Raw genomic sequence first — 21,276 nt, forward strand, 5'->3', positions numbered from 1 at the left:
TGATCCATTCCGTCAGACCAGAATGCGCTCATCTTGAGCCGATGGCGAAATCCGAGTAGTAACGTCCTATGGCTGCACTCCACAGTGATCCAGACCTAGCGCAGCAACTACTTGCTCAGCTTGAGTGGGTCGAACTGCACCTGAAAAACCATGCGAACCTCGTCGGCGGCGGCGAAACCGATCCCGGAACAAGTGATTGGTGGGCCAGCGCAACCGTACGCGTCCTGCCGGACGAGGACGAAGCCGACGGCATCAACCCCTGGCACGAAATCGAAGGCACGGCACTCTCGACGAAACGACTCGACGAGGAAGCTCTCGACGTCACGATATTCGAAGCCAACGGGTTAACCCTCGACCTCCAGCACGTCAAAAACATCCACGTCGCACTCGATGCCCGTAGCGAGGACTACGCAAGATTCATCCCCCTCTTCGGCGGCCGCGATCAATTCGGTTTCGTCACACTCCGAGATGACCTCGAAGATGAGGTCGAGTCGCTCGGCAGCCACGTCGTCATCATCGATCGAGTACAGCTCGCGCCGGCCTGGCGCGGCCTCGGCGGAGTCGGACGGCTACTCACCGCCCGCCTGCTCCGCTGGGTCTGCGCCGACCCGCGCCTCGTCGCTGTACTGCCGTTCCCCATCGACCTCGACCGCGCCCTGCTCAAAGACGACTCGACCTTCGAACCAGCACTCGAAAAAGTACGCCGCACCTGGGCAGCACTCGGATTCCAACCCGCCATCGAACAACTGTGGATCATGGATCCCGCCATCGGAACACATCACAACGCCGTCACCCAAATCGAACAGTCCCTCGGACTCAGTAACGAACTGGGTAAAGAGGCGCATCACGTGCCCGAAATGTAGTGGGCCTGACCCGTTTTGACGGACATCCAAGATCAGGGGCTTTGTGCCTCCGGAAGGATGTTCCATCATGGAGACCATGGGCAGGAAGAAGCCTCGGGCTCGTCGTTCGTTCACGCAGGAGTTCAAGGCCGAGATCGTCGAGTTATGCCGGCGCGGCGACCGGTCGATCGGTCAGGTCGCGAAGGACTTCGACCTGACCGAGACCGGCGTGCGGGAGTGGGTCAAGCAGGCCGAACGCGACGCCGGGACCAGCACCGACGGCGGGCTGTCCACCGATGAGAGGGCCGAGCTGGCTCGGTTGCGGCGAGAAAACCGCCGCCTGTCCGAGGACGTGGAGATCCTCAAACGAGCCACGGCTTTCTTCGCGTCAATGTCATGATCTTGGTGCCCGGTGGGGTTCGCTCGTTTCTTCGCTGCCCCACGTGACTGGTGGCTTGTCCTGATGTGCGGCCCGCCGGGCACCTGCTGGGTGGGGATGTGGCTTGATAGGAGTTCGCCACGTGCCCGATTGACGCGTGCCCGCCTCGCCCGGTGGTGTCCATTGAGGGGGCGAGGAAAGGGGATTCGGGTTGAGCGTGGTCGTGATCGGGGTGGATGCGCACAAGCGCAGCCACACGTTGGTGGCCGTCGACGGGATCGGCCGGAAACTGGCCGAGCGGACGGTCGGCACCACCAGCGAAAATCACCTGAAGATCGTGGAATGGGCCGGTCAGTGGCCAGACGCGCGGTTCGCGGTGGAGGACTGCCGGCATGTCACACGTCGGCTGGAACGTGACCTGTTGGGCGCCGGGTGCGCGGTGGTGCGCGTGCCCACCCACCTGATGGCCGCGTCTCGCCGCGGCGGGCGCGAGCCCGGGAAGTCCGACCCGATCGACGCGCTGGCAGTCGCGCACGCCGCCCTGCGCGAACCGAACCTGGCCGTCGCGCAGCTGGACGGGCCCGCTCGCGAGGTGAAGCTGCTGGTCGATTACCGGCACGATCTGGTGGTGCAGCGCACCGAGCTGGTCAACCGGTTGCGTTGGCACCTGCACGAACTCGACCCAGACCTGCAGGTCCCCTCGCGTGGCCTGCGCCGCTACTGCGTCATTGATGACCTGGCTCGCCGCCTGGCCGGCAGCGACGGTCTCGTGGCGCGCATCGCCCGCGAGCTGCTGGCTCGCTGCCGTGAACTGACGGTGCAGATCAACGGGTTGGAGCGTGAGCTGCGCGACCGGGTGCGCGTGTTGGCGCCGACCCTGCTGGAGGTCCCCGGCTGCGGCGTGCTCGGTGCTGCGGTGATTATCGGGGAAACCGCTGGGGCACAACGGTTTCGCTCCAAAGACGCCTACGCTCGGTTCACCGGCACGGCCCCGATTCCGGTGTGGTCGGGCAACAACTCCAGCAAGGTCCGGCTCAACCGCGGCGGCAACCGCACCGTCAACTGCGCCCTGCACATGATCGCCATCACCCAGATCCGTGGCATCGGACCGGGCAAGGACTACGTCGACAAGCTCCTCGCCCGCGGTAAGACCCGCAAAGAAGCCATCCGGCTGCTCCGGCGCCGGCTCTCCGACGTGGTGTTCCGCGCATTGCTGGCCGATGAGCAACGTGCCAGTCAACGGCCCAATACGACCGGATATGAATGGCTGCCGCAGGCGGCTTGACATAGGAGCATCAAGGAGACCCGGTGAACGTGTACCCGTTCATCGAGGCGGAGAACGCCGGCCCCACCGGCAACGTGAAACGTTCCTGTGAGCTACTCAAGGTCTCCCGAGCCGCCTACTACGCCCACCGTGCCGCCGAACCGTCCGCCCGCAAGCAGCAGGACACCCAGTTGACCGAGGAGATCGTCGCGATCCACGACGAGTCGAAGGGCACCTACGGAACACCGCGGGTGCACGCCGAGCTGCGAGCTCAGGGACGGCGGCATTCCCGCAAACGCGTCGCCCGGCTGCTGCGCGCCGCGGGCCTGGCCGGACGGGCCCCGAAGCGGTGGCGCACCACTACCGTCGCGGACCCGGCCGCGTCTACTCCGGATGATCTGATCAAGCGGAACTTCTCCTGCGGCGTAAGCGATATCAACACCCGATGGTGCGGGGACATCACCTACATCCACACTTGGGAAGGCTGGCTCTACCTCGCGACCGTGATCGACCTCGGTTCCCGACGAGTTGTCGGCTGGGCCACCGCGGATCACCTGCGCACCGACCTTATCGCCGAAGCGCTGAACAACGCTGTGGCGCAGCGTCGCCCCGGACCTGGCGTGATCTTCCACTCCGACCGAGGCTGCCAGTACACCTCTGCCCAGTTCGGTGATCTCGCCAACGAGCACGGCTGCGACTATCGGTGGGGCGTAAGGGACAGTGCTGGGACAACGCCGTCGCCGAATCGTTTTTCGCCACCATCAAAGCGGAACTGCTCGACCGCCGCGGCTGGCCCTCCCACACCGCCGCGCACAAGGCGATCTTCGAATACATCGAAGGCTGGTACAACACCCGCCGACTCCACTCCAGCCTCGGCTACCTCAGCCCCAACACCTACGAAACGAACCGCAACGCGACCGAAGACGCCACCAGCCGTCAGGTAGCCTGACACCAACTCAACGACCCTGTCCGTCAAAACGGGTCAACCCCAGTAGCAGTCCGCCGTTCTGGTTGGTGAACAACGAACACCTGCCACTTCGATCGCAGGCGAACGGCGCCTTGCAAGAAGCCACCGCGGCGATGCCGCATACCTCCGTTGACTTCATCGCGCGAGACGCGGTTGCTAACGTCGGCGCATTTGCCGACGAGAGTTGCAGCTTCCACACACAACCGGGCCAGACCGTGTAACACACTCTCACGAAACCGCGACTTCTGCGGTGATCAGGAACAGCGGAGGGCAGTGGTATGGGGTATAGGTTCAATCCGCCACCGAACTGGCCGGCAGTCCCCTCCGGATGGGCGCCTCCGCCCGGCTGGCAGCCACCAGCCGACTGGCCCGCACCGCCGAAATTCTGGCAGCTGTGGACACTTGATCCCGAGCCACGGTCTCAAACGGCGCCCGTCCAAGCAGCACCCGGTCCCGCAGCATCGAGCAAGCCTGGATTGTTCGGCTCCCGAAAACGGGTTCGAGAACTCGAAGCCGAACTCAGCACGGAGACCGCCAAGTTCCAACAAGCGGCATCCCAAGTTCGCGAACTCGGTACACACAACGCTACGTTGAGCGCGAAACTGGCGGATCTCAACGCCAAGTACAATGAGCTCCGCGGCAAGGACGCGCTGGAGGCAGAGCGAGAAATCCGGCAGATGCGCCAGACTATCGCCGAACTCGGGCAAGAGGCGCAGAAACAACGAGAAGCCCAGGCACAAAGCCAGAAGGACGCCGAGGCACAGCTGGCCTCGATCCGACGGCAGACCGACGACGCGGCAATCAAGCTCAAGTCACTGCACGGCCAAATCGTCGAGACTGAAGAGATCACGCTGCTCCAGGAGGCCGGAATCTACGAGTTCCGGCACCGGCTGGCCGACGCCGTTGCCTACAAGGCCGCCCTGCAGCGTCTTAAGGATTCCATCAAGATCTCCGCAAAGAACAACCATGCGATCACCGCGACCACAGACTGGACCGTGAACGGTTCCACCGTCGAAGGCCAGCGCATGGTCAGAGACTTTTCCAAGCTCATGCTGCGCGCCTACAACGCCGAAGCGGACAACTGCGTGAGATCCATGCGCCCCTACCGACTTGACTCCGCCAAAGACCGTCTGACCAAGACCCGTGAAGTCATCTCTCGTCTCGGCAAAACCATGAAGATCAACATCTCTCCCAGTTATCACAAGCTGCGCCTCGAAGAACTCGAGCTCACTGCCGACCACCTCGCGAAGGTCGAAGAAGACAAGGAGCGCATCCGAGCTGAACGGGAGCGGCAACGGGATGAACAGCAGGCTCAACGAGAGTTCGAACGCGAGAAAGCCAGGCTGACCAAAGAAGAGGCACACTGGCAGAACGCCCTGCAGAAGTGGGCCACATCTGGCGACGAGCAGCAGGCCGCGGCTGCACGGGCAAAGCTGGACGAGATCGGTGACGCAATCAGAGGGGTTGAGGAGCGCGAAGCGAACATCCGCACTGGGTGGGTCTACGTGATCTCCAATGTTGGATCGTTCGGCGACAGTGTCGTTAAGGTCGGATTGACCCGGCGGCTCGATCCGCTCGAACGCGTTCGTGAACTCGGCGACGCCTCGGTTCCGTTCAGGTTCGACGTCCACGCCAAGATCTTCGACGCCGACGCTGTGAGCCTGGAAACGCGGCTACACCAACACCTTGCCGACCGGCGCGTCAATCGGGTCAACCTTCGGCGCGAGTTCTTCTACGCCACTCCAGCCGAGATTCTCACGATCCTCGAAGACATGGGCCTGAAGGACAACCTCCTGGACTACGTCGAGGAGCCGGAAGCACAGGAATGGCGTTCCAGCCAGCGGTTGGCCGCGACACATAAGCCCGGATACTCTCGGTAGACACGGATTCGAGGTGGACCAGTGGACGTCATGGACTACAACGAGGCCATCGCCTGGCTGAGCGAAACGACGAACTCCAAGGGCAGAGCGTTGCCCACTCGACTGATACTGGGAAACGGATTCAGCATCGCGTTCGACCCCGCCCGATTCTCATACTCGGCTTTGCGATCCCAGGCTGAGAGCCAAGGCATGCTCAGCCTCACCGCCCTGCACCTTTTCCATAAATTGGATACTCAGGACTTCGAGATCGTTATCAAGACGCTCGAGGACGCCGCTATTGGGCTCTGCGCACTCGATGCAACGAAGTACTCGGCGGAAGCCGCGATACTTAGTGAGGAAGCCGCGAAGCTCAAGGACGCACTGGCTCACATCCTCGCGGCGCTTCACCCTGAGCGGCCGTACGAGATCGAAGACGAGGTCTACTTGCGTGTCCGCAGGTTCCTAGACCAGTTCGATGGGACCTACACTGCGAACTATGACCTCCTGCTCTACTGGACTCTCATGCAGGACTTCCCCAAGTCAGCCCTGAAGACAAGACAAGCGGACGACGGTTTTCGAGATCCTGGGCAAGCTGCCGACTACGTCGTGTGGAACCACCTGGATCCCTACTCGCAGACTGTATTTTACCTCCACGGAGCCCTTCACCTGTACCGCAGCGAGGGTGGTTTGAAGAAGCTGACGTGGCGCCGGACCAACGAACCGCTGATCGACCAGATCCGCGCCCAGCTCGAAGCGGACTCGTTCCCTCTATACGTGGCAGAAGGGACGAGCAGCGAGAAGCTGACCCGTATCGGCACCAGTGACTACCTCGGTCGCGCGCTTCGGTCACTCGCAGCGATCAGCGGCGGTTTGCTGTCGTACGGGATGTCGTTCAGCAAGAACGACGCACACATTATGGACGCCATCGTCCACTCGAAGATCACCCGACTGGTCGTATCCCTCTTCGGCGACGTCGCCTCGCCGTCAAACGAAGCGACGATTAAGGCCGTACAGGACATGCAATCACGTCGAGCGACGTCGTACGCGAAGGTCGGCTTGGAGATCGCCTTCTTCGACGCACAATCCGTCCGACTGTGGAACTGAGCTGCCGTCCTACAAGGGGACTCTCACTCGGGTCGGTAGTACCGCTGGGCCGAACGAGTGGTGTGGAAGGCAGCTGAGCGGACGGTTTCCGCTGTTCACCGGACAAGGCATACGCAGCGTCAACTGTCCTGCGCGGATCGTCATCCTTCAGGCGGCAGACAAACTCCGGGAAATCCGGTGAATTGGAAGGCAGTGCATCACGGCGGACGCACGAGGGGACGGGGATAACCATGGAGCTCAGAGACGCCTTGGAAAAGCTCTTGCAGAGCTCTCATGTGGCGATTCACTCCACCGCAGAGCTGTCCGGAGCCGTAGCCCGCTACATCGCGAAACAAGACGAGAAGCGTTCCAAAGACGAAAAACCGGAGGTGCTGCGCAAGCCTAAAATCGGGCCCGTCCCTCCGGCCGAACACCGAAACGGCTTCACGATCACGCCGTGGGAGTTGCTGCAGACGTTCGGCCGCGCGACCACGCTGTCCGGGCAGAACCCGTCGCGCGGCCTCTCCCAGCATTGGAACTGCTTGCGCTACCTCACCACGCTGGAAGCTCATGGCGGCCGGATGGCACTCTCACCCGACGGACATGACCCGAGGTATCACCGCAAGGGTGTGCAAGCGCAGGAACTCGGTGCAGCGTTCGCGCTGACTGCGGCGCGGGAAATCTTGCAGCGAAGGCATTCTGGGTACCGTTTCGAGCCCGTCGACGTGGACCTCGCACTAGACGCAGGCTGGGCACTGCGGGGTCAAGGTGCGGAGGCGAAGGGCACACGACGGAGCAGACCTGGGCATTTTCTCGTTGGCAGGAAAGCCGGTGAGCCCTTGCGCATCGCGCTGGTTGACGGACGTGGGTCACACGGTCAGCCCAGCGCGCAGCACAGTCAGCTGATGGCCTCGGCCGAGCGGGTCCAAGTGATCGCACTCGGCGATGGGCGCGGCAGTGCCGATCCGCTGCCGAGCCTGCTGATGTCGACGGCGTTCGTCGCGGAAGGCGGGATCGAGATACGCCTGCTCGATCCCGTGGGCGGCGGTGTACTCGCCGAACCAGGCAAGCCCCCTCCCGACCCGTACGGCCCGTTACAGGAAGAGAACTTCTTCCCGGACATCCAGACCGTCGACGCACAGGGCCAGACCGCGAGCCGTCCCGGTTTCCACATCACATCGGATAGGTTTGAGTGGTTCTCTCGGGTGTTGGTCCGCGCAAGCGCTGCAGCGCTCCTGACTTTCGTCGGTGATCGCGACAACGCGTACAAGTACCTGACCGTGCGGCAGCAACGGCGACTAGGCGCCGATCACTCTCCGCAGGCAGTCAACGCGGAATGTGACGTTCGCATCGAACTCGGCGGGATCGCATTCGTCGGGACCGACCACGTCTTCCGGTTCGCACGTGAGCGAGTCGAGGTCTTCTCGGCGATGCCGAAAGAACTGCACGAGATCCTCAAAACGGGTGACGGCGCCCGGGCCTACGCGGAGACGATGCCGGAGGTGGTCGCCGAGTGCAAGAGGCGCTGGGCGGCGGTACAGCGGGACTGGACGGGAATCATAACCATGGATGGCGATGGAGCGGTCATGGCGCTCCGCATATTGCGGAGCGAAGGGCGACCGCTCGAAGCAATCCCCGAACCGCAGGAAGGACCCGCATGAAGCGCAAAGGCCACCTCGCGGGAGTGGATACCCGCAAGGTGGCCTTCACCAGCGTCACTACTTACCGCGATCACCAGAGATCCGAAACGTCGCACCTGTCCGCACCACGGCATCATCACGCAGCAAACGCCTCACCGCGGGGCAATACGCGCGCACCGAGCACGCCCTCATCGGCGTGCCAGGGAACTGACCGAACGCGTGCTCAGCCTACCTATTAATAACACTGGTCGGCAGGGTGCTGTTCAGCTCCCACGCGGCGGAACTGTGGTTGCAGGGCACCAACGGGACCAGCTGGATCCCCGCAGTATTCTTCTGCGTGCTCGCGATCCCCTGCGCGCATCGCGGCCTGAGCTGAGCTGCGGGTGTCGCCGCGGTGTTGGGTTGCCTCAGTTTCGGCGCGGCGCTGCCGATCTGGTTCGTCCTGGCACTGATCGCCTTTCTGCGCAACAACTCGCGTCTGCGCATCCTGATTCCCGGTGCCATCGGTGTTTTCGTTGTCGTGTCATGGTTTCTGACCAAACCACCCGGCTAGCAATCGCTGGCGACCTCCGCGTTCGACCCCGACAGCAGGCTGTCCGTCTTCGCAGCCGTGCTCGGCGGGCTGTGGTCGGCGGGCTGTGGTCGGCCGACGTCGCGGTAATCGCCGGCGGGGATTACCATCGCCGCACTGATCTATATTGTCCGCGATGCGAATCCGCAGGTGTCCGGTTGGATCGCACTCGCCACCTACGCCGTTCTGCTGACAGGCATGCTCGCGATGGGCAGAACGACCGACCAGGTGCCCGGCGGCAACGTCTGACTGATCAGCCGGAACCGTCGTCATCGGCGCGCTCGCCACCAGTGCCCTGCTGGCTTTGGTGACCATCAACCGTCTACGATCGGGAAGGATGGTCATACGATGAGAATTAGTCGACCGCCCTGACAGCTGCCGCCGAACGACGAGACCCTTGTCGCATCGTGTGTATAAATGGCACGAGAATAAACGGGGCAATGAGAAGCGATGCAGCCCCGAGGCCCGGCTCCAGGTCGGCGAGAAAGTTGGGTGCCAGCCCCGCAGTACCCGTGAACAGCGCGATCATGAGCGAGCGGTCTTCGTAAGCGGAGACAAGTCCGTTCAAACGCACATAGATGAAGCGCGGAAACGTTCCCGTGGTCCGATCACTTCTGCGCCGCGCAGCCGCCCTTCTCGCGCGCAGGTCTTCGTCATTTTTGGGCTTCCCCAGGCACCTTCGTCGATGCCTGACCCATTCGAACTGAAGCCTGATGGCCTCAGGCGTTGCGTTCACGGAGAGGTAGTCCACCCGAAATTTTTCTGCCCTGCCAGGAATCCTGAGAACGAAGTCCCAACCGAACCATGCAAGCGCGCTCATCATCACCGCAGTCGCCACCCACGCCCACGGACTGGTAAATCCTCCCTTGAAATACGAGTAAAAGCCCCATGAGCCGCTGACAACGAAGAAGATGATCCCACACAGGTCGGGCAGGCTGATCGACCTCGGGGCGACCTTGGGCCGGTGCTGCTGTGCCATCGAAAGCCAGAAGAGTATCCCGATCAAATATATGAATGGCACGATCAGCGATGCCATCGATGCGCTGACGATATTCGCCACCACTCCCGCGAGAAGCCACATCGTCAGCGATGCCCAGATGATCAGCACAGCCGCGATAGTTCTCAACAATTTCTTCAGGTCATTCCGTCTACGCCGCACGAGTGAGCACTGGCAACTCATCCGCATCGTCCCTTCGATATGGGCGTTACATGGTGACTCTTGCAGTGTCACGTAACGAGGGGCCAGCTGTCGACAAGATTACCAAGGGGGTGCCGACGTGCTGACAGTTCCTCCTCAAGCTGACCACCGGCGGATTACCCGGCTGACGCTTGCACAACGCTGAGCTGCCGGAGCTGCGGAAGCTGCTCGACTACTACGAGGGCGCTCAGAAGCACTCGTACATGCACCCCGAGCTGATGCGCCAGGTGGTCATCAACTGGCCGCGTCTGGTCGTCGACGCGTTGGAGGAGCGAATCGACCCCCAAGGCTTCCGGTGGTGGCCTTGCTGGGTCAACGGTCCCACGAAGCATTGCAGGGCATACCATCCCGAGCTCAGCTACGAAGCGGACTCCGAGTTCACAGCCAACGGATCGCGCCATTCCGACCGGACCAGGCGCGTGAGGGATCGGGAACGCTCCGCTCCGACGCCCAAAGCCTTATGAAGCCCTTCGGCCGAGATCGGTCGCTGGCGCAACTCCCGATGCCGGGCATCCATATACTTCGCCCGCTCGACCAAATCGCCGTCCAAGCCAGTGTCGACCACGTTCGACATCTCCGATTCACATTCTGCCATCGCGGTCAGCGGTACCGGATCGGCAGGAGATTCCACACTCTGGCGAAGATCGGCGAGCGCTTGCAGCAGGCCCGGCCCGACTTCAGACCTGCCGATCAGCAACAGAGGCCCCACCGCGTCGAACAACGCCTTGCCGACCTCTCCAGCGATCAGCGGCTCGGCCACGTTCAACGCCAGCGTCACCGCGCTCGCAATGACAAGGAGCCGCCGCGCCGAGCGCTGCACCTCAGGAGCCGCTCCGTGCTCCGAGAGGCGGCGGATCGCCACACGCAATGCCACGACCGTCAGGTCCACCGCGGGCGCGACCAAGGGCGCGACCCACACCGGGATACCGAGCCGAAGAGCGAGTGTAAACACATTGCCGAACCCGAAGAGGAACGTCAACCCGACGACGGTCCCCACCATCGTGCTCACCGCCGACACAACCGGATCGCGCCGGTCCGCCACCGTCATCATCCACACCAACCGGCAACGCGGCCGTCCAAGGCGTCTGGACCAAGCGACAGAACCCGGCATTTGCGAGCCCGAGACGAGCCCGAGAGGTCTGACACAGTCCGACACCAGGCGACACACCCCGACACAGCGACTGCCCCGCGACCAGACGAAAAGGTCTTGTCCGGCCTCACTCGGCACCATCCGACACGCCAAGGTTCCGACTCTTAACCAGCGGGTTCGGGGTTCGAGTCCCTGATGGCGCACAGTTCCGAATCGAAGCCCACCAACGGTCTTATCCCGGATTTCCGGATGCCGTCGGTGGGCTTTGATCGTAGGTGCAGCCCGGGTGCAGCCGACGTGTCACCCCGATTCAGTTACCGACCGCCACCAGCCGTGCCCGCGACGACGTGCTGCGCTGCAAGGGCACGGCCTTGTCCGTCAGGGGTACGAAGGCACAGGTCTTCAGGGTGAGCACGATCATCTCCCCCGCGCCACGGCCGAAACGGCGGTCTCGCTGTCCACATCGGATAGCCGGCGGTAGAGCACGAAGATCAGGGCGAGCGCCGCGATCAGGTAGGCGTTGCCGACGACGGCTTGGCCGAAGTTCCACGTTCGTTCGGCGCCGCCTCCACCAGGAACCACGGCGACGGTCCAGCCCGTGAACACGACGGCGGCAATGCCCATCGCCGGCCGCCTGGCGCACAGGTAGCCGAGTGCGGGCACCACCCAAACCCAATGGTGCGTCCACGAGATCGGGCTGACCAGCAAGGCGCAGCCGGCCGTCACCAGCAGGGCGGCGGGGTCGTCGCCCGCGCGGTGGAGACGTCGGACGAGCCACATCATCACCACCGCGCAGAGGACCCCGAAGCAGCCGATCAGCACTGTCGCGATGCTGCCCTCCGGCAGCGTACGTGCGATGAATCCTTGCCACGACTGGTTTCCCACCCAGCCTTTCATCTCCGCGAAGTGACTGTTGAAGATCGCGGACGTCCAGTAGCGCAGGGAATCCTTCGGCAGCAGAACGAACGCGAGTGTCGTCGCGCCGAGGAAGGCGGCCAAGGCGCGGGCCGCGTCGGCGATCCGCCGGACGAGCAGGAGGTGGACGATGAAGATCAGCGGGATCAGTTTGACCGCCGCCGCGAGTCCGATCCCGATTCCGCGGAAGCGCGATTCGCGCAGCAGCAGCACATCCGCGACCACGACGGCCATCAGGAGAAGATTGACCTGGCCGAGCCCGATCGTCTGCCATACAGGTTGCAGCGCGAAGGCGCCGAGCAGCAGGAGCGGGACGTATGCGCGCTCGGTGAAAGGCCGGAGCGCGACATAGAGCGAAGGTGCCGCCGCGATCGCCAGCAGCCCCCAGCACACGTGTGCCGGCAGCGCGGTCAGCGGGACGAAGAGCAGCGCGGCGAACGGCGGATAGGTGAACGGGAGTTCCGGCGCCCAGTCGGGTAATGCCGTCAGGTGTGCGTACAGCGGCTCCCCGTGGAGCACGGCGGACCCACCGGCGCGGTAGACGGCCGAGTCGACCCCCAGCGGGATGTCCGAAAGCCACCAGACGAACGCGATCGCGACGAGCACGGTGACCGCGGTGCCGACCGCGGTCAGGGCGTTGATCCGAACCATGGGTGAAACGATCTCCGTTTCGAGGCCGCGGCACATCGCCCGGCGGAACCGTCTTGTCCCCGCTACCCGGGTACCGCCGGACGGCGAACCCGTACTCCGGTACTAGGAGTCGCTGCCCGGCACGATGAGCCCTGCCTCGTAGGCGACCACGACGGCTTGGGCGCGGTCACGGACGCCGAGTTTGGTGAAGACCCTGCTGACATGGGATTTCGCGGTCTGTTCCGCGATCACCAGCGCTCCGGCGATCTCGGCGTTGGACAGACCGCGCGCGATCAGGCGGAGCACGTCGGTTTCCCGCGCGGTCAGGTCCGCCACCCGGGTGTTGCCCGCCTGCGCGGCGGCGTGGGTCCGGGTGAACTCACCGACCAGCCGTTTGGTGATCGCCGGCGCGAAGAGCGCGTTGCCCGCGGCGACCACCCTGACGGCCGTGACCAGGTCGTCCAGCGGAGCGTCCTTCAGCAGGAAGCCGCTGGCACCCGCCCGCAGTCCGCCGAACACGTACTCGTCGATGTCGAAGGTGGTGAGCATCAGCACGCGGATCTCGTGCCACCTCTCCACGATGCGCCTGGTCGCTTCGAGCCCGTCCAGCCCGGGCATGCGGACGTCCATCAGCACCACGTCCGGTGCCAGTTCGGCGCAGAGGGCGACGGCGGCGGCCCCGTCGGGCGCCTCGCCGACCACCCGGATGTCGTCCTGCGCGTCGAGCACGGCGCGGAAACTCTGCCGGACCATGGTCTGGTCGTCGGCGATGACCACCGTGATCACGGTTCCGAACGCCCCCCGTCGTCGAGTGGAACCGTCAGCGCGACCCGGAAACCACCGTCCGGTCTCACCCGCGCCTCGAGATCCGCCGCGAGCATAGCGGCCCGCTCCCGCATTCCCAGCAGCCCGTGACCGGTGCCGGTCTGCCCGGTTCGCAGCGGCCGCTCCCCTGGCCCGTTCTCGATCACCAGCCGGATCGACCGCGGGCCGGTCACGAGTTCGACGGACACCGGCGCGCCGGGAGCGTGCCGGATCGCGTTGCTGAGCGCCTCCTGCACGATCCGGCAGACCGACAGCGCGACCCCGGCGGGGACGGCGTCCAGGTCGCCGCCGACGTCGAGCTCGCACGGGGTGCCGACGGCCCGGACCCGCTCGACGAGTTCGGAAACCATCGCCAGCCCCGGCTGCGGGGCGATGAGGACCTCGCGGTCCTCCGAACGGAGGACACCGAGCAGTCTGCGCAGTTCGGTCAGCCCTTCGCGGGCCGTCCCGGCGAGGTCGGCGAACTCGCGCCACACGCCGTCGTCGACGTCGGCCTTGCCGGGACCGGCGAAGCGGAATCGTGCCGAATCCGCCCGCAACGCGAGGACGGACATGTGATGGGCGACCACGTCGTGCAGCTCGCGCGCGATGACGGCGCGTTCTTCCAGCACCGCCGCCCGTCTTTCCTCGGCGATCCGGCGGTCTTGCTGCGCGACACGGGCTTCGTCGGCGAGACGGCGCTGGCGGACGGTGTTACCGAGGAAGAAGAGCGCGCCGGCCAGCACCGCGAGCAACGCCCCGTCCCGCCAATCGCGCAAGAAGGGCGCCATGACGGCGAACGAGATCAGCGCCACGCAGGTCAGTTCCCGCTGGTCGTTGCCCACCCCGACGAGGTAGAAGACGACAGCGGCGGCGAGCGCGAGGCCGGGAGACCACGGCCAGCTCCAGAATTGGACCATCTGCGGCAGCGTCGGCGGCGTCAGCACGATGCCCACGAGCAGCACCCGCCAGCCCCACAGCGGTGAACGGATCGCGAGCAGACAGGGCAGCACGCTGAGGACGACGTTGAACGTCTTCACCGCGGGCGGTGCGGAAACGATCGCGAAGGTGAGGAAACCCGCCCATAGGCCGAATCCGGTGAGAGCGACGCGGCGCAGGGTGCGCAGCCCCGCCGAGCGCGTCGGCGGGGTGTCCGTGCCGGTGAATGCCACGTGGCGGAGGGTTTCCCACCATTCCCGCGGACGCTGTCGGTCGACCATCGAAGATCACCCTACACTCAGAAGGTCTCACTCTGCGTAGTCACGCGTTCCTCGTATCCGGCCGCCTGCAAGCGGAACAGCTTCGCGTAGATCCCGTCCGCGGCGAGCAGGCTTTCGTGGTCGCCCGATTCGACGATCCGGCCGCGGTCCAAGGTGTAGATCCGGTCGGCCCCGCGCACGTTCGACATCCGGTGCGAGACGAAGAGGACCGTGCGCCCCTCGAACAGGTCGCGCAGCTTGTCGAACAGTTCCGCTTCCGCTTGGGCGTCGAGGGAGGCCGTCGGCTCGTCGAGGATGACGAACGGCGAATCGCGGTAGAACGCCCGCGCCAGCGCCAGGCGTTGCCATTGCCCGAGCGAAAGGTCGGTTCCGCCCGAGAATTCCGCGCCGAGCACCGTGTCGTATCCGTGGTCGAGACGCTCGGCGATCGTGTCGACGGCGGCGCTGCGCGCGGCTTCGGCCAGCCGCCGCGCCGGATCTTCCGCACCCGGCCTGCCGAACTCGATGTTGTCGGTGACCGTCAGCCGGTATTTGACGAAGTCCTGGAACAACACCGCCGCACGATCACGAAGGACCTCGGGCTCACGAACGGGTTCCCCGTCGATCGACACCGTGCCCGTGCTCGGTGGGTACAGCCCCGCGAGCACCTTCGCGAGGGTCGTCTTCCCCGATCCGTTGGTGCCCACCAAGGCGACTATCCCGCCGGCGGGCAGGTCGATGTCCACCCCACGCAGCGTCGGCTCCGACGCGCCGGGATAACGGAAGCCGACGCCGCGGGCGGTGAGCGATCCCGCCGACGCCCGCCGAGGTATTTCGGCCGCCTCCGCCGGTCGCGCGGCCGCGAAGAGCCGGAGATCCGCCAGGTAGAGGAGAACGTCGCCCAGCGCGGAGAACAGGAAGGTGATCGACTGCACCCGCGTGTTGAGCAGGAAGAGCCCCAGCAGGGCGGCGATCGCGGTGGGGACGTCGATCCCTCCAGAACCGACGTAGAGCCAGACGCCGCCGATGATCGCCACGGTGATCAGATCCCCGGCCAGCCTGGCGGCGATCTTGCGCTTGGCATGCCGTCGCTGCACCACCGTCGTGTCCGCGATTTCCTTTTCGTAGCAGGAATCCCAGCGGTCGAACAACGTCTGGCCGATACCGAACGCGCGGATCTCCTTCGCCTCGTCACGGCCGGTCAGCAGGCGTTCGAGGTAGTCACGGACACGGCGGTTTTCGGCGAGTGTCTCGTTGAGCCCGTAGCGCGCGTCGCGTTCCTGTTTGGCGGCACGGATCAACGGGATCGGCGCGAGCAGGCACAGCGGGAGCAGGATCCAGGTCATGGCCACGAAGGTGGCTCCGACCGCGATCAGGCTGAACGACGTCTGGATGATCGCGACAGCGGACGAGACCAGCGTGATCGGTTGCACGCGAGACGCGAAGACCGCGCGTTGGAGACGGTCGTAGAAGGCCGGGTCCTCGAAGGTCAGCAGATCCGTCTTCATCGTCGACCGCAGCACCAGGGAAAGGATGTGCCGATCCGTCTTGACCGCGAGAACGCGCTGCCACGACTGGGCGAGGCCACGGAAGGCACCGTTGATCGACATCAGCACCATGGCGGCCATCAGCAGCGGGATCAGTTTCGACCAGAGGTCGGCGCGGCCGTCTCCGCCGAGGCCGCCCAGCAGTTCCTTCGTGAACAGCATCACGAGGCTGAGGGTGGCGGCGGAGAACAGCTGGTGGACCAGGATCGCGGTGAAGCGTCTCCGGTCGGCCGCCCAGATCAGGCGCAGCGCGAAGACCGCCGTGCCGGCGAGGCTTCTGGTCGAGAGCCCCTTCGCGGCGGTCATCGCCCGGCCGGGGTTCGTTCGAGCACGTTCGCCAGCCATTCGGTCTGGATCCGGCGCAGCCGATCGTGGGTTTCGCGGTAGCGGAAAGTGTGGCCCTCGCAGGGGAACAAGGCGAGTCGGGCTTCTCCTCCGGCGGCGACGAGTCCCTGGTAGAACTCGACGGCCTGGTCGGGATGCGTCGCGGGGTTGGCGTCGTCGAGACCGTGCGCGATCAGGACCGGCCGCCGGATCCGGTCGGCGAACAAGAGCGCGCTGAAGGCGTGGTAGATCTCGGGAATCGCCCAATAGGGCCGTTTCTCGTACTGGAAACCGCCGCAAACGCGTGTCCTGTTGTAGCAACCGCTCTGCGCGATACCCGCCGCGAGGGCGGGGAAGTGCGCCAGCGCGTAGAGGGCGAGCGTGGCCCCGAAGCTGTGCCCGGCGACGACGACCCTGTCACCGAGGTGTTCGAGACTCTCCCCGATGGTGCGCTCGAGTTGCCGGTGTACTTGTTCGAGGGTGACGTCACCGGGCCAATGCAAGGGCAGATCGAGGACGGCTTGACGGCAGTCCGCCCCCACGAACCCGTTCGGCGCGGGTGGCTCGGCCCGCAGCGGGCCGGACGTCGCTCGCAGCCAAAGCACCGTCGCGTCGACCTCGCCCGGCGGTGACACGGTCAGCGCCGCGTCGTGGAACCCCGTCGGAATCGTGACGACCCGTTCCGCGGACCCGGCCCGGGGAGTCCACGAAGGACGGACCGGGCGAGGCATCGGCCCGGCGCTGGGCGCCAGCGGCTCCAAGCCCGCTTCGGTCAGCCTGCCGACCGCCCAGGCCAGCCGCCGGGCCCCGGTGCCCGCACGGGCGCTCGGCCGCAGACCGGAGACGTGGTGGACGAGCACGGAGCCGTCGGTCCCCCGCTCGAGGTGCCGCACCAGAAGTGCCTCGGGGAGCAACGGACGCCCGGTGCCGCGGTTCAGGTCGAGTTCGATCGCCCGCGCCCCCACCGCTGCCAGCAAGGCTTCGATACCGGGCTCGAAGGACACGTAGCCGGGACCGGCGGCCTCGTAGACGAGCGGATCGGCCGGGGTCTCCGCCCCGGCCTTTTCGCTGTTCTCGGGGCAGAGCACCAGCAGGCGATCGCGGTCGAGCCAGCACAGGGGCGCGCCGGCGGCGTTACCGAACGTCGTGAGGGACGCGGCGACCCTGATCCCGTCCAGCTCGGTCACCGTGCGCGCGGCGCAATCCGCGATCCACGGGTGGATCCCGCCGAGACCGTGCGCCAAGCCGGCGAGCAGGGGGAGACGCGGATGCCAGGCGTACCCGAAGCCGGTCGCCCGGGACACCGGCGGACGCCACTCGTCACCGTCGGGATACCGCACCACGACGGAGAGGGGTTCGGCGCGATCCACCGCGAGCCCCACGAGGTGCGGGTCGAGTTCGAGACCGCACCATTCGCCGAGGTCGCCCCGGTGGTCCGCCAGGCTCGGCCACTCGGGCAGCGTCGTCCGCACCGAGAGCGAGCCGTCGCCGTGCGGATGGCCGAGCGAGTGGCTAACCGGCATGGGTCCCTCCGGGGAGGCGCACCACGATGCGGTCGATGAGCGCCTTGACGTCGCCGATCCCCGCGACGGCCGAACACACCGGCTCCCCGGCGGCGTCGAGGCCGGTCGCGGACGGCACACCGAGACCTTCGAAACCCGCCGGGCGTTCGTCGCCGGGGTTGAGCACCACGGTGGTGATCGAGTCCCGGCGCGCCGGCTCCATCCGGTCGATCAGGGTGTGCAGCGACCGGCACGCCGGGCACGAGCCGGAAACGTAGAGACGCACCCCGAAAACGGGTTCCAGGCACGGTGGGGCGCCGTCACCCTCGGCCGCCCGCCGGTCCCAGTGACGCAGCACGACGACGAGCACCGCCGAACCGGCGACGCAGGCTGCGAGCCGCGGCAGCGGCGAAGGTTCGGCGAGGAAGGGCAAAGCGGCGGCCGAGACGACCGCGCCCGCCAGGTTCGCGCCGATATGCGCGCTGCCGACGGAGGCGAGGCGCGCGGCCCCGAAGCAGGCGCACTTCTGCCCGCGCAACTGATAGGCCACCACGGCGAGCACGGTGTAGGAGACCAGCCCCACCAAGGCGGCGAAACCGCCGGGCAGCGCGATGATCAAGGCCGCGGCGCCGATCTCTCCCGCGCCGACGAGCCGGGGTCCGTGCGGGGCGGCGAGGAGACGGGAACCGTACGGCCACGACAGTTCGGCGGCGGGCACGAACAGTTTGGAGAGACCGGCGACCACCAGGGGCGCGGCCAGCAGGCCGAACACGGCCTGGCCCAGTGCGGAGATCAACGGACGTCCTTTCGTTCGACCAGCCAGCCCGATGCGAGCAGGTCACGGGCGAAGCCGTCCTCCGGCTTCGTCTCCGGCGAGCCCAGCAGGTCCTGGACCACCACGGCCTGGGATTCGGTGCATTCGGCGAGTGCCAGGGTGGCGCCTTCGACCAGCACACCACCCCCGAACGGGAGCCGGGTGAACACGACCCCTTCGGCGAGTTCGTAGGTCATCGCTTCCTCAGCCACCTCTCCAGCCAGGTCAGGCGCAACAGCATCGGCGCGCGGTCCGCGGTCAGCACGGCGTCGTCGAGGATCCGGAGCACCGGCCGGATGTCGAGCAGTCCCAGGTCGGCGAGCACGCTGCCGTTCGAGAGTTCGATGGCGACCTTCTTGCGCTCGCGATGCAGGTGCCGGGCCGCGGCGGCACGCAGGGCGAACGCCGAAGACGCCTCGCGCACGGGCCCGGTGCCTTTCGCGAGCGCCTCGCGCATCGGGACCTGGTTGACGAAGAGACCGTCGCGGATATGGCCGAGGCGCCGCGAGTCGTAACCCGCGACCGACGCCAGTACCCCCGCGTCGAGACCGGGGACGATCGTCCGGTCTCCCGCCACGGCCAGCGCCCCGTTCTCCCACAGCCGTGCCTGTGCCCGTCCGACCGGCGCGGGAAGGTGGTCCAGGTAGGCCCGCCAGAGTGCGCCCGTCGCCAGCTGCGCGGACTTGAGCGCTTCCCGTCCTTCTTCGGTGAGCCCCGGCAGACCGTGCCCGCCGTGACCGGTGGCGGGAGCGGTGAGGCCCGGTTGCTCCTCGGCCGCACGGGCGGCCGCGGCGTTGGCGCCCCGGGTCTTGAGCGCGGCGAGCGCGGCGGCGACGTCGGGGAGCACACCGGTGGTGTGGAAGGGTTCGCAGGCCAGCAGATGCCGTCCACCGCGACCGACCTCGACCTCGGAAAGTGTCGTCGTGACCAGGCTTTCCAGCAGCGACCCCAGCACGAGCGGACGCTGCGCGAAACCCGTGAGGCGATCGACCAGATGGCGGCGCATCGCCAGTTCCGGGGTGGGCGGAGCCACTTCCTCCCCGGTGATCGTGTCCTGATCGAGTACCTCGGCCAGATCACAGGGGACGTGCTCGATCCGCTGCCCGGCGGGCGCCGGGAACGGCGGCCGGGGAGCGCCGCCGGCGTGGAAGAGCACGGGCGTGTGGCCGGCGGCACGCGCGCAGGTCGCGAGGAACGTCGAGGACAGGCCGCCGCTGAAGGCGATCCCGTAATCCCCGCCGAGTCCCTCGAGGTATCCGGTGACGGCTTTGTGCAGCGGCTTACGGGAGGGCACGACCTCGGATTTTCGCTGCCTGACGGAAACGCCGTCGACGCCCAGGGTCAGGTACGAACCGACCGTGAGGCGGTACACGCCCGCCATCGGGCTGCCGTCGGGAGGTTCGGGCAAGCCCTCGACGAGGGCGAGGAGCCGTCCGTGGTCGAGAGCGGCGTCGGAACGTGCTCGGAACGCCTCGACGTCTTCGCTGAATTCGATGCGGCCGGCGCCGATCCGGTAGAAGATCTCCCGCGACGTCGGTTCCGGTCGGCCGATCTCGAATTCGGAGGCGGTGGAACGCACGGTCAGGCCGGCCCGCGGATCGATTTCCCCGCCACGGCAGACGATTTTCCCGTCGTCCAGCTCTATTTGCCTCAGCACGGCCTACTCACCCCCGTTCGACTGGAAAACGACGACATACTCTTCGCGAACCGGGACGGAGGTGCTGACCACGGTCTCTTCGCAGGAAACCCACGCGAAGAAACTGGCAGGAGCCCTCGCGGGGACTATCTCGCGACCGAGATTGAACGACGCGGGCGCACCCATGGCACGCAGTCCGGCGGTGAGGAACAGGGCGTCGTCGACGGGGTCGAGAAAGCCGAATCTCTTCCGCTGATAAGTGCGCAATCGGGCGACGGCCCGGGTGAGGTCGAAACGTCCGGCGCGGCGTCCCTCGAGAGCGGGCCAGCGCTCGATCCGATACCCACCCGCCGGATCACGGACGGATTCGACGAATTCTCCTGCCCGCCGCCCTGCTTCTTTTACTCTCACTGCCTTCATCTTTCCGTCACGGTACGTCCGGGAGAGGGGGCGCGGACCCGAGACCCGCGCCCCCCGTCAACTCACGTCAGGCTCGACCGGCTCAGATCTGCTGGCAGTGGAACCAGTTGCACAGGTGGCCGGGGCAGCACTGCGAGTCCCAGGCACAACCGTCACCCGGCATGCCACAGGCCTCCTCGACCACGGTCGGCTCCGCGTAGAGGTGCTGGAGCATTCCGTCGCCGAGCTTGGCACTGATAGTCACCTTGGGCATTCTTTCCTCCTTTTCACATGAGGTACCGACGGTCGGACCCCAAGTTTTCAGGGCACGCCGAATAGAGCTCGGAACGTGCGCACACGAGACAGTGTGAAACGCGAATATGTCGGCGATAGCCGCGCTTACCCGGACACACCTTCGGACAAGGCATGCATGGGCATGAAAGATCCCCAGTTCGTCATTGTTGCGCGCCTTCCCCAGTATCGGCGAGCACTGCACACGAGCGCCCGACGGCGCCCGCGCTTGCTTCCCCAGTAATTCTTTGTTTTCCGGCCGGTGAATTCCCCGGCTTGCTTCCCCAGTACGTCTCGATTCAAGCTAGCACGCGGGATTGGC

20 protein-coding genes and 1 pseudogene are annotated in these 21,276 nt (G+C 65.9%); 9 read left to right on the plus strand and 12 right to left on the minus strand.

Features of this window, described 5'->3' with window-relative positions; all coding sequences use genetic code 11:
- Nucleotides 1-68: 68 nt before the first annotated feature.
- The 9 genes and pseudogenes from AC069H_RS07915 to AC069H_RS07955 all read left to right on the plus strand — a co-directional run bounded on the left by AC069H_RS07915 (nt 69) and on the right by AC069H_RS07955 (nt 8,587).
- On the plus strand, nt 69-863 hold the full coding sequence (locus AC069H_RS07915; protein WP_478231743.1) for a hypothetical protein: 795 nt from the start codon (nt 69-71) through the stop codon (nt 861-863).
- Nucleotides 864-939: 76 nt separating this feature from the next.
- On the plus strand, nt 940-1,242 hold the full coding sequence (locus tag AC069H_RS07920; protein WP_478231744.1) for a transposase: 303 nt from the start codon (nt 940-942) through the stop codon (nt 1,240-1,242).
- Nucleotides 1,243-1,438: 196 nt separating this feature from the next.
- Entirely contained in the window at nt 1,439-2,506 is a 1,068-nt protein-coding gene (locus AC069H_RS07925; RefSeq protein WP_478231942.1) for an IS110 family RNA-guided transposase, read from the plus strand.
- Between the two features lie 74 nt (nt 2,507-2,580).
- Nucleotides 2,581-3,180: pseudogene (locus tag AC069H_RS07930) on the plus strand (IS3 family transposase); the annotation flags it as partial.
- An 8-nt stretch (nt 3,181-3,188) separates the two neighbouring features.
- Entirely contained in the window at nt 3,189-3,434 is a 246-nt protein-coding gene (locus tag AC069H_RS07935; RefSeq protein WP_478231943.1) for an integrase core domain-containing protein, read from the plus strand.
- A 608-nt stretch (nt 3,435-4,042) separates the two neighbouring features.
- Complete coding sequence (locus AC069H_RS07940; protein ID WP_478231745.1) at nt 4,043-5,332, plus strand: SNIPE associated domain-containing protein; 1,290 nt, start codon at nt 4,043-4,045, stop codon at nt 5,330-5,332.
- 30 nt (nt 5,333-5,362) lie between these two features.
- Complete coding sequence (locus tag AC069H_RS07945) at nt 5,363-6,415, plus strand: DUF4917 family protein (protein WP_478231944.1); 1,053 nt, start codon at nt 5,363-5,365, stop codon at nt 6,413-6,415.
- Nucleotides 6,416-6,645: 230 nt separating this feature from the next.
- Entirely contained in the window at nt 6,646-8,055 is a 1,410-nt protein-coding gene (locus AC069H_RS07950; RefSeq protein WP_478231746.1) for a hypothetical protein, read from the plus strand.
- A gap of 373 nt (nt 8,056-8,428) precedes the next feature.
- Nucleotides 8,429-8,587 (plus strand): hypothetical protein, encoded by a 159-nt coding sequence (locus AC069H_RS07955; protein ID WP_478231747.1) that lies wholly within the window; start codon nt 8,429-8,431, stop codon nt 8,585-8,587.
- A 373-nt stretch (nt 8,588-8,960) separates the two neighbouring features.
- Here the strand turns inward: AC069H_RS07955 and AC069H_RS07960 are convergent, their stop codons facing one another.
- The 12 genes from AC069H_RS07960 to AC069H_RS08015 all read right to left on the minus strand — a co-directional run bounded on the left by AC069H_RS07960 (nt 8,961) and on the right by AC069H_RS08015 (nt 20,937).
- Nucleotides 8,961-9,713 carry a hypothetical protein gene (locus AC069H_RS07960; RefSeq protein ID WP_478231748.1) on the minus strand — a complete coding sequence of 251 codons (753 nt, stop codon included), beginning with the start codon at nt 9,711-9,713 and terminating at the stop codon, nt 8,961-8,963.
- A 448-nt stretch (nt 9,714-10,161) separates the two neighbouring features.
- The gene (locus tag AC069H_RS07965; protein WP_478231749.1) at nt 10,162-10,854 is read right to left on the minus strand and encodes a hypothetical protein; all 693 of its coding nucleotides are present in this window, start codon (nt 10,852-10,854) and stop codon (nt 10,162-10,164) included.
- Nucleotides 10,855-11,310: 456 nt separating this feature from the next.
- Complete coding sequence (locus AC069H_RS07970) at nt 11,311-12,459, minus strand: glycosyltransferase 87 family protein (protein WP_478231750.1); 1,149 nt, start codon at nt 12,457-12,459, stop codon at nt 11,311-11,313.
- 102 nt (nt 12,460-12,561) lie between these two features.
- The gene (locus AC069H_RS07975) at nt 12,562-13,224 is read right to left on the minus strand and encodes a response regulator transcription factor (RefSeq protein WP_340683625.1); all 663 of its coding nucleotides are present in this window, start codon (nt 13,222-13,224) and stop codon (nt 12,562-12,564) included.
- Nucleotides 13,221-14,462, minus strand: a complete 1,242-nt coding sequence (locus AC069H_RS07980; RefSeq protein WP_478231751.1) for a sensor histidine kinase — start codon at nt 14,460-14,462, stop codon at nt 13,221-13,223. The genes AC069H_RS07975 and AC069H_RS07980 overlap by 4 nt, the downstream gene beginning before the upstream one ends.
- A 17-nt stretch (nt 14,463-14,479) precedes the next feature.
- Nucleotides 14,480-16,294, minus strand: a complete 1,815-nt coding sequence (locus AC069H_RS07985) for an ABC transporter ATP-binding protein (RefSeq protein WP_478231752.1) — start codon at nt 16,292-16,294, stop codon at nt 14,480-14,482.
- The gene (locus AC069H_RS07990) at nt 16,291-17,835 is read right to left on the minus strand and encodes an alpha/beta hydrolase family protein (RefSeq protein WP_478231753.1); all 1,545 of its coding nucleotides are present in this window, start codon (nt 17,833-17,835) and stop codon (nt 16,291-16,293) included. Before AC069H_RS07990 ends, AC069H_RS07985 begins: the two co-directional genes overlap by 4 nt.
- A complete protein-coding gene (locus AC069H_RS07995) occupies nt 17,825-18,610 on the minus strand; it encodes a hypothetical protein (RefSeq protein ID WP_478228571.1) in 786 nt (261 codons plus the stop codon). The genes AC069H_RS07990 and AC069H_RS07995 overlap by 11 nt, the downstream gene beginning before the upstream one ends.
- A complete protein-coding gene (gene adfB, locus AC069H_RS08000; protein ID WP_478228572.1) occupies nt 18,607-18,825 on the minus strand; it encodes an actinodefensin-associated protein B in 219 nt (72 codons plus the stop codon). The genes AC069H_RS07995 and adfB overlap by 4 nt, the downstream gene beginning before the upstream one ends.
- Nucleotides 18,822-20,285 (minus strand): hypothetical protein, encoded by a 1,464-nt coding sequence (locus AC069H_RS08005; RefSeq protein WP_478231754.1) that lies wholly within the window; start codon nt 20,283-20,285, stop codon nt 18,822-18,824. Before AC069H_RS08005 ends, adfB begins: the two co-directional genes overlap by 4 nt.
- Nucleotides 20,286-20,288: 3 nt before the next feature.
- Nucleotides 20,289-20,675 carry a hypothetical protein gene (locus AC069H_RS08010; protein WP_478231755.1) on the minus strand — a complete coding sequence of 129 codons (387 nt, stop codon included), beginning with the start codon at nt 20,673-20,675 and terminating at the stop codon, nt 20,289-20,291.
- A gap of 91 nt (nt 20,676-20,766) precedes the next feature.
- Nucleotides 20,767-20,937, minus strand: a complete 171-nt coding sequence (locus tag AC069H_RS08015; protein ID WP_158509147.1) for a hypothetical protein — start codon at nt 20,935-20,937, stop codon at nt 20,767-20,769.
- Between the last annotated feature and the right edge of the window lie 339 nt (nt 20,938-21,276).

The organism is Amycolatopsis sp. NPDC043887 (genome assembly GCF_056435665.1).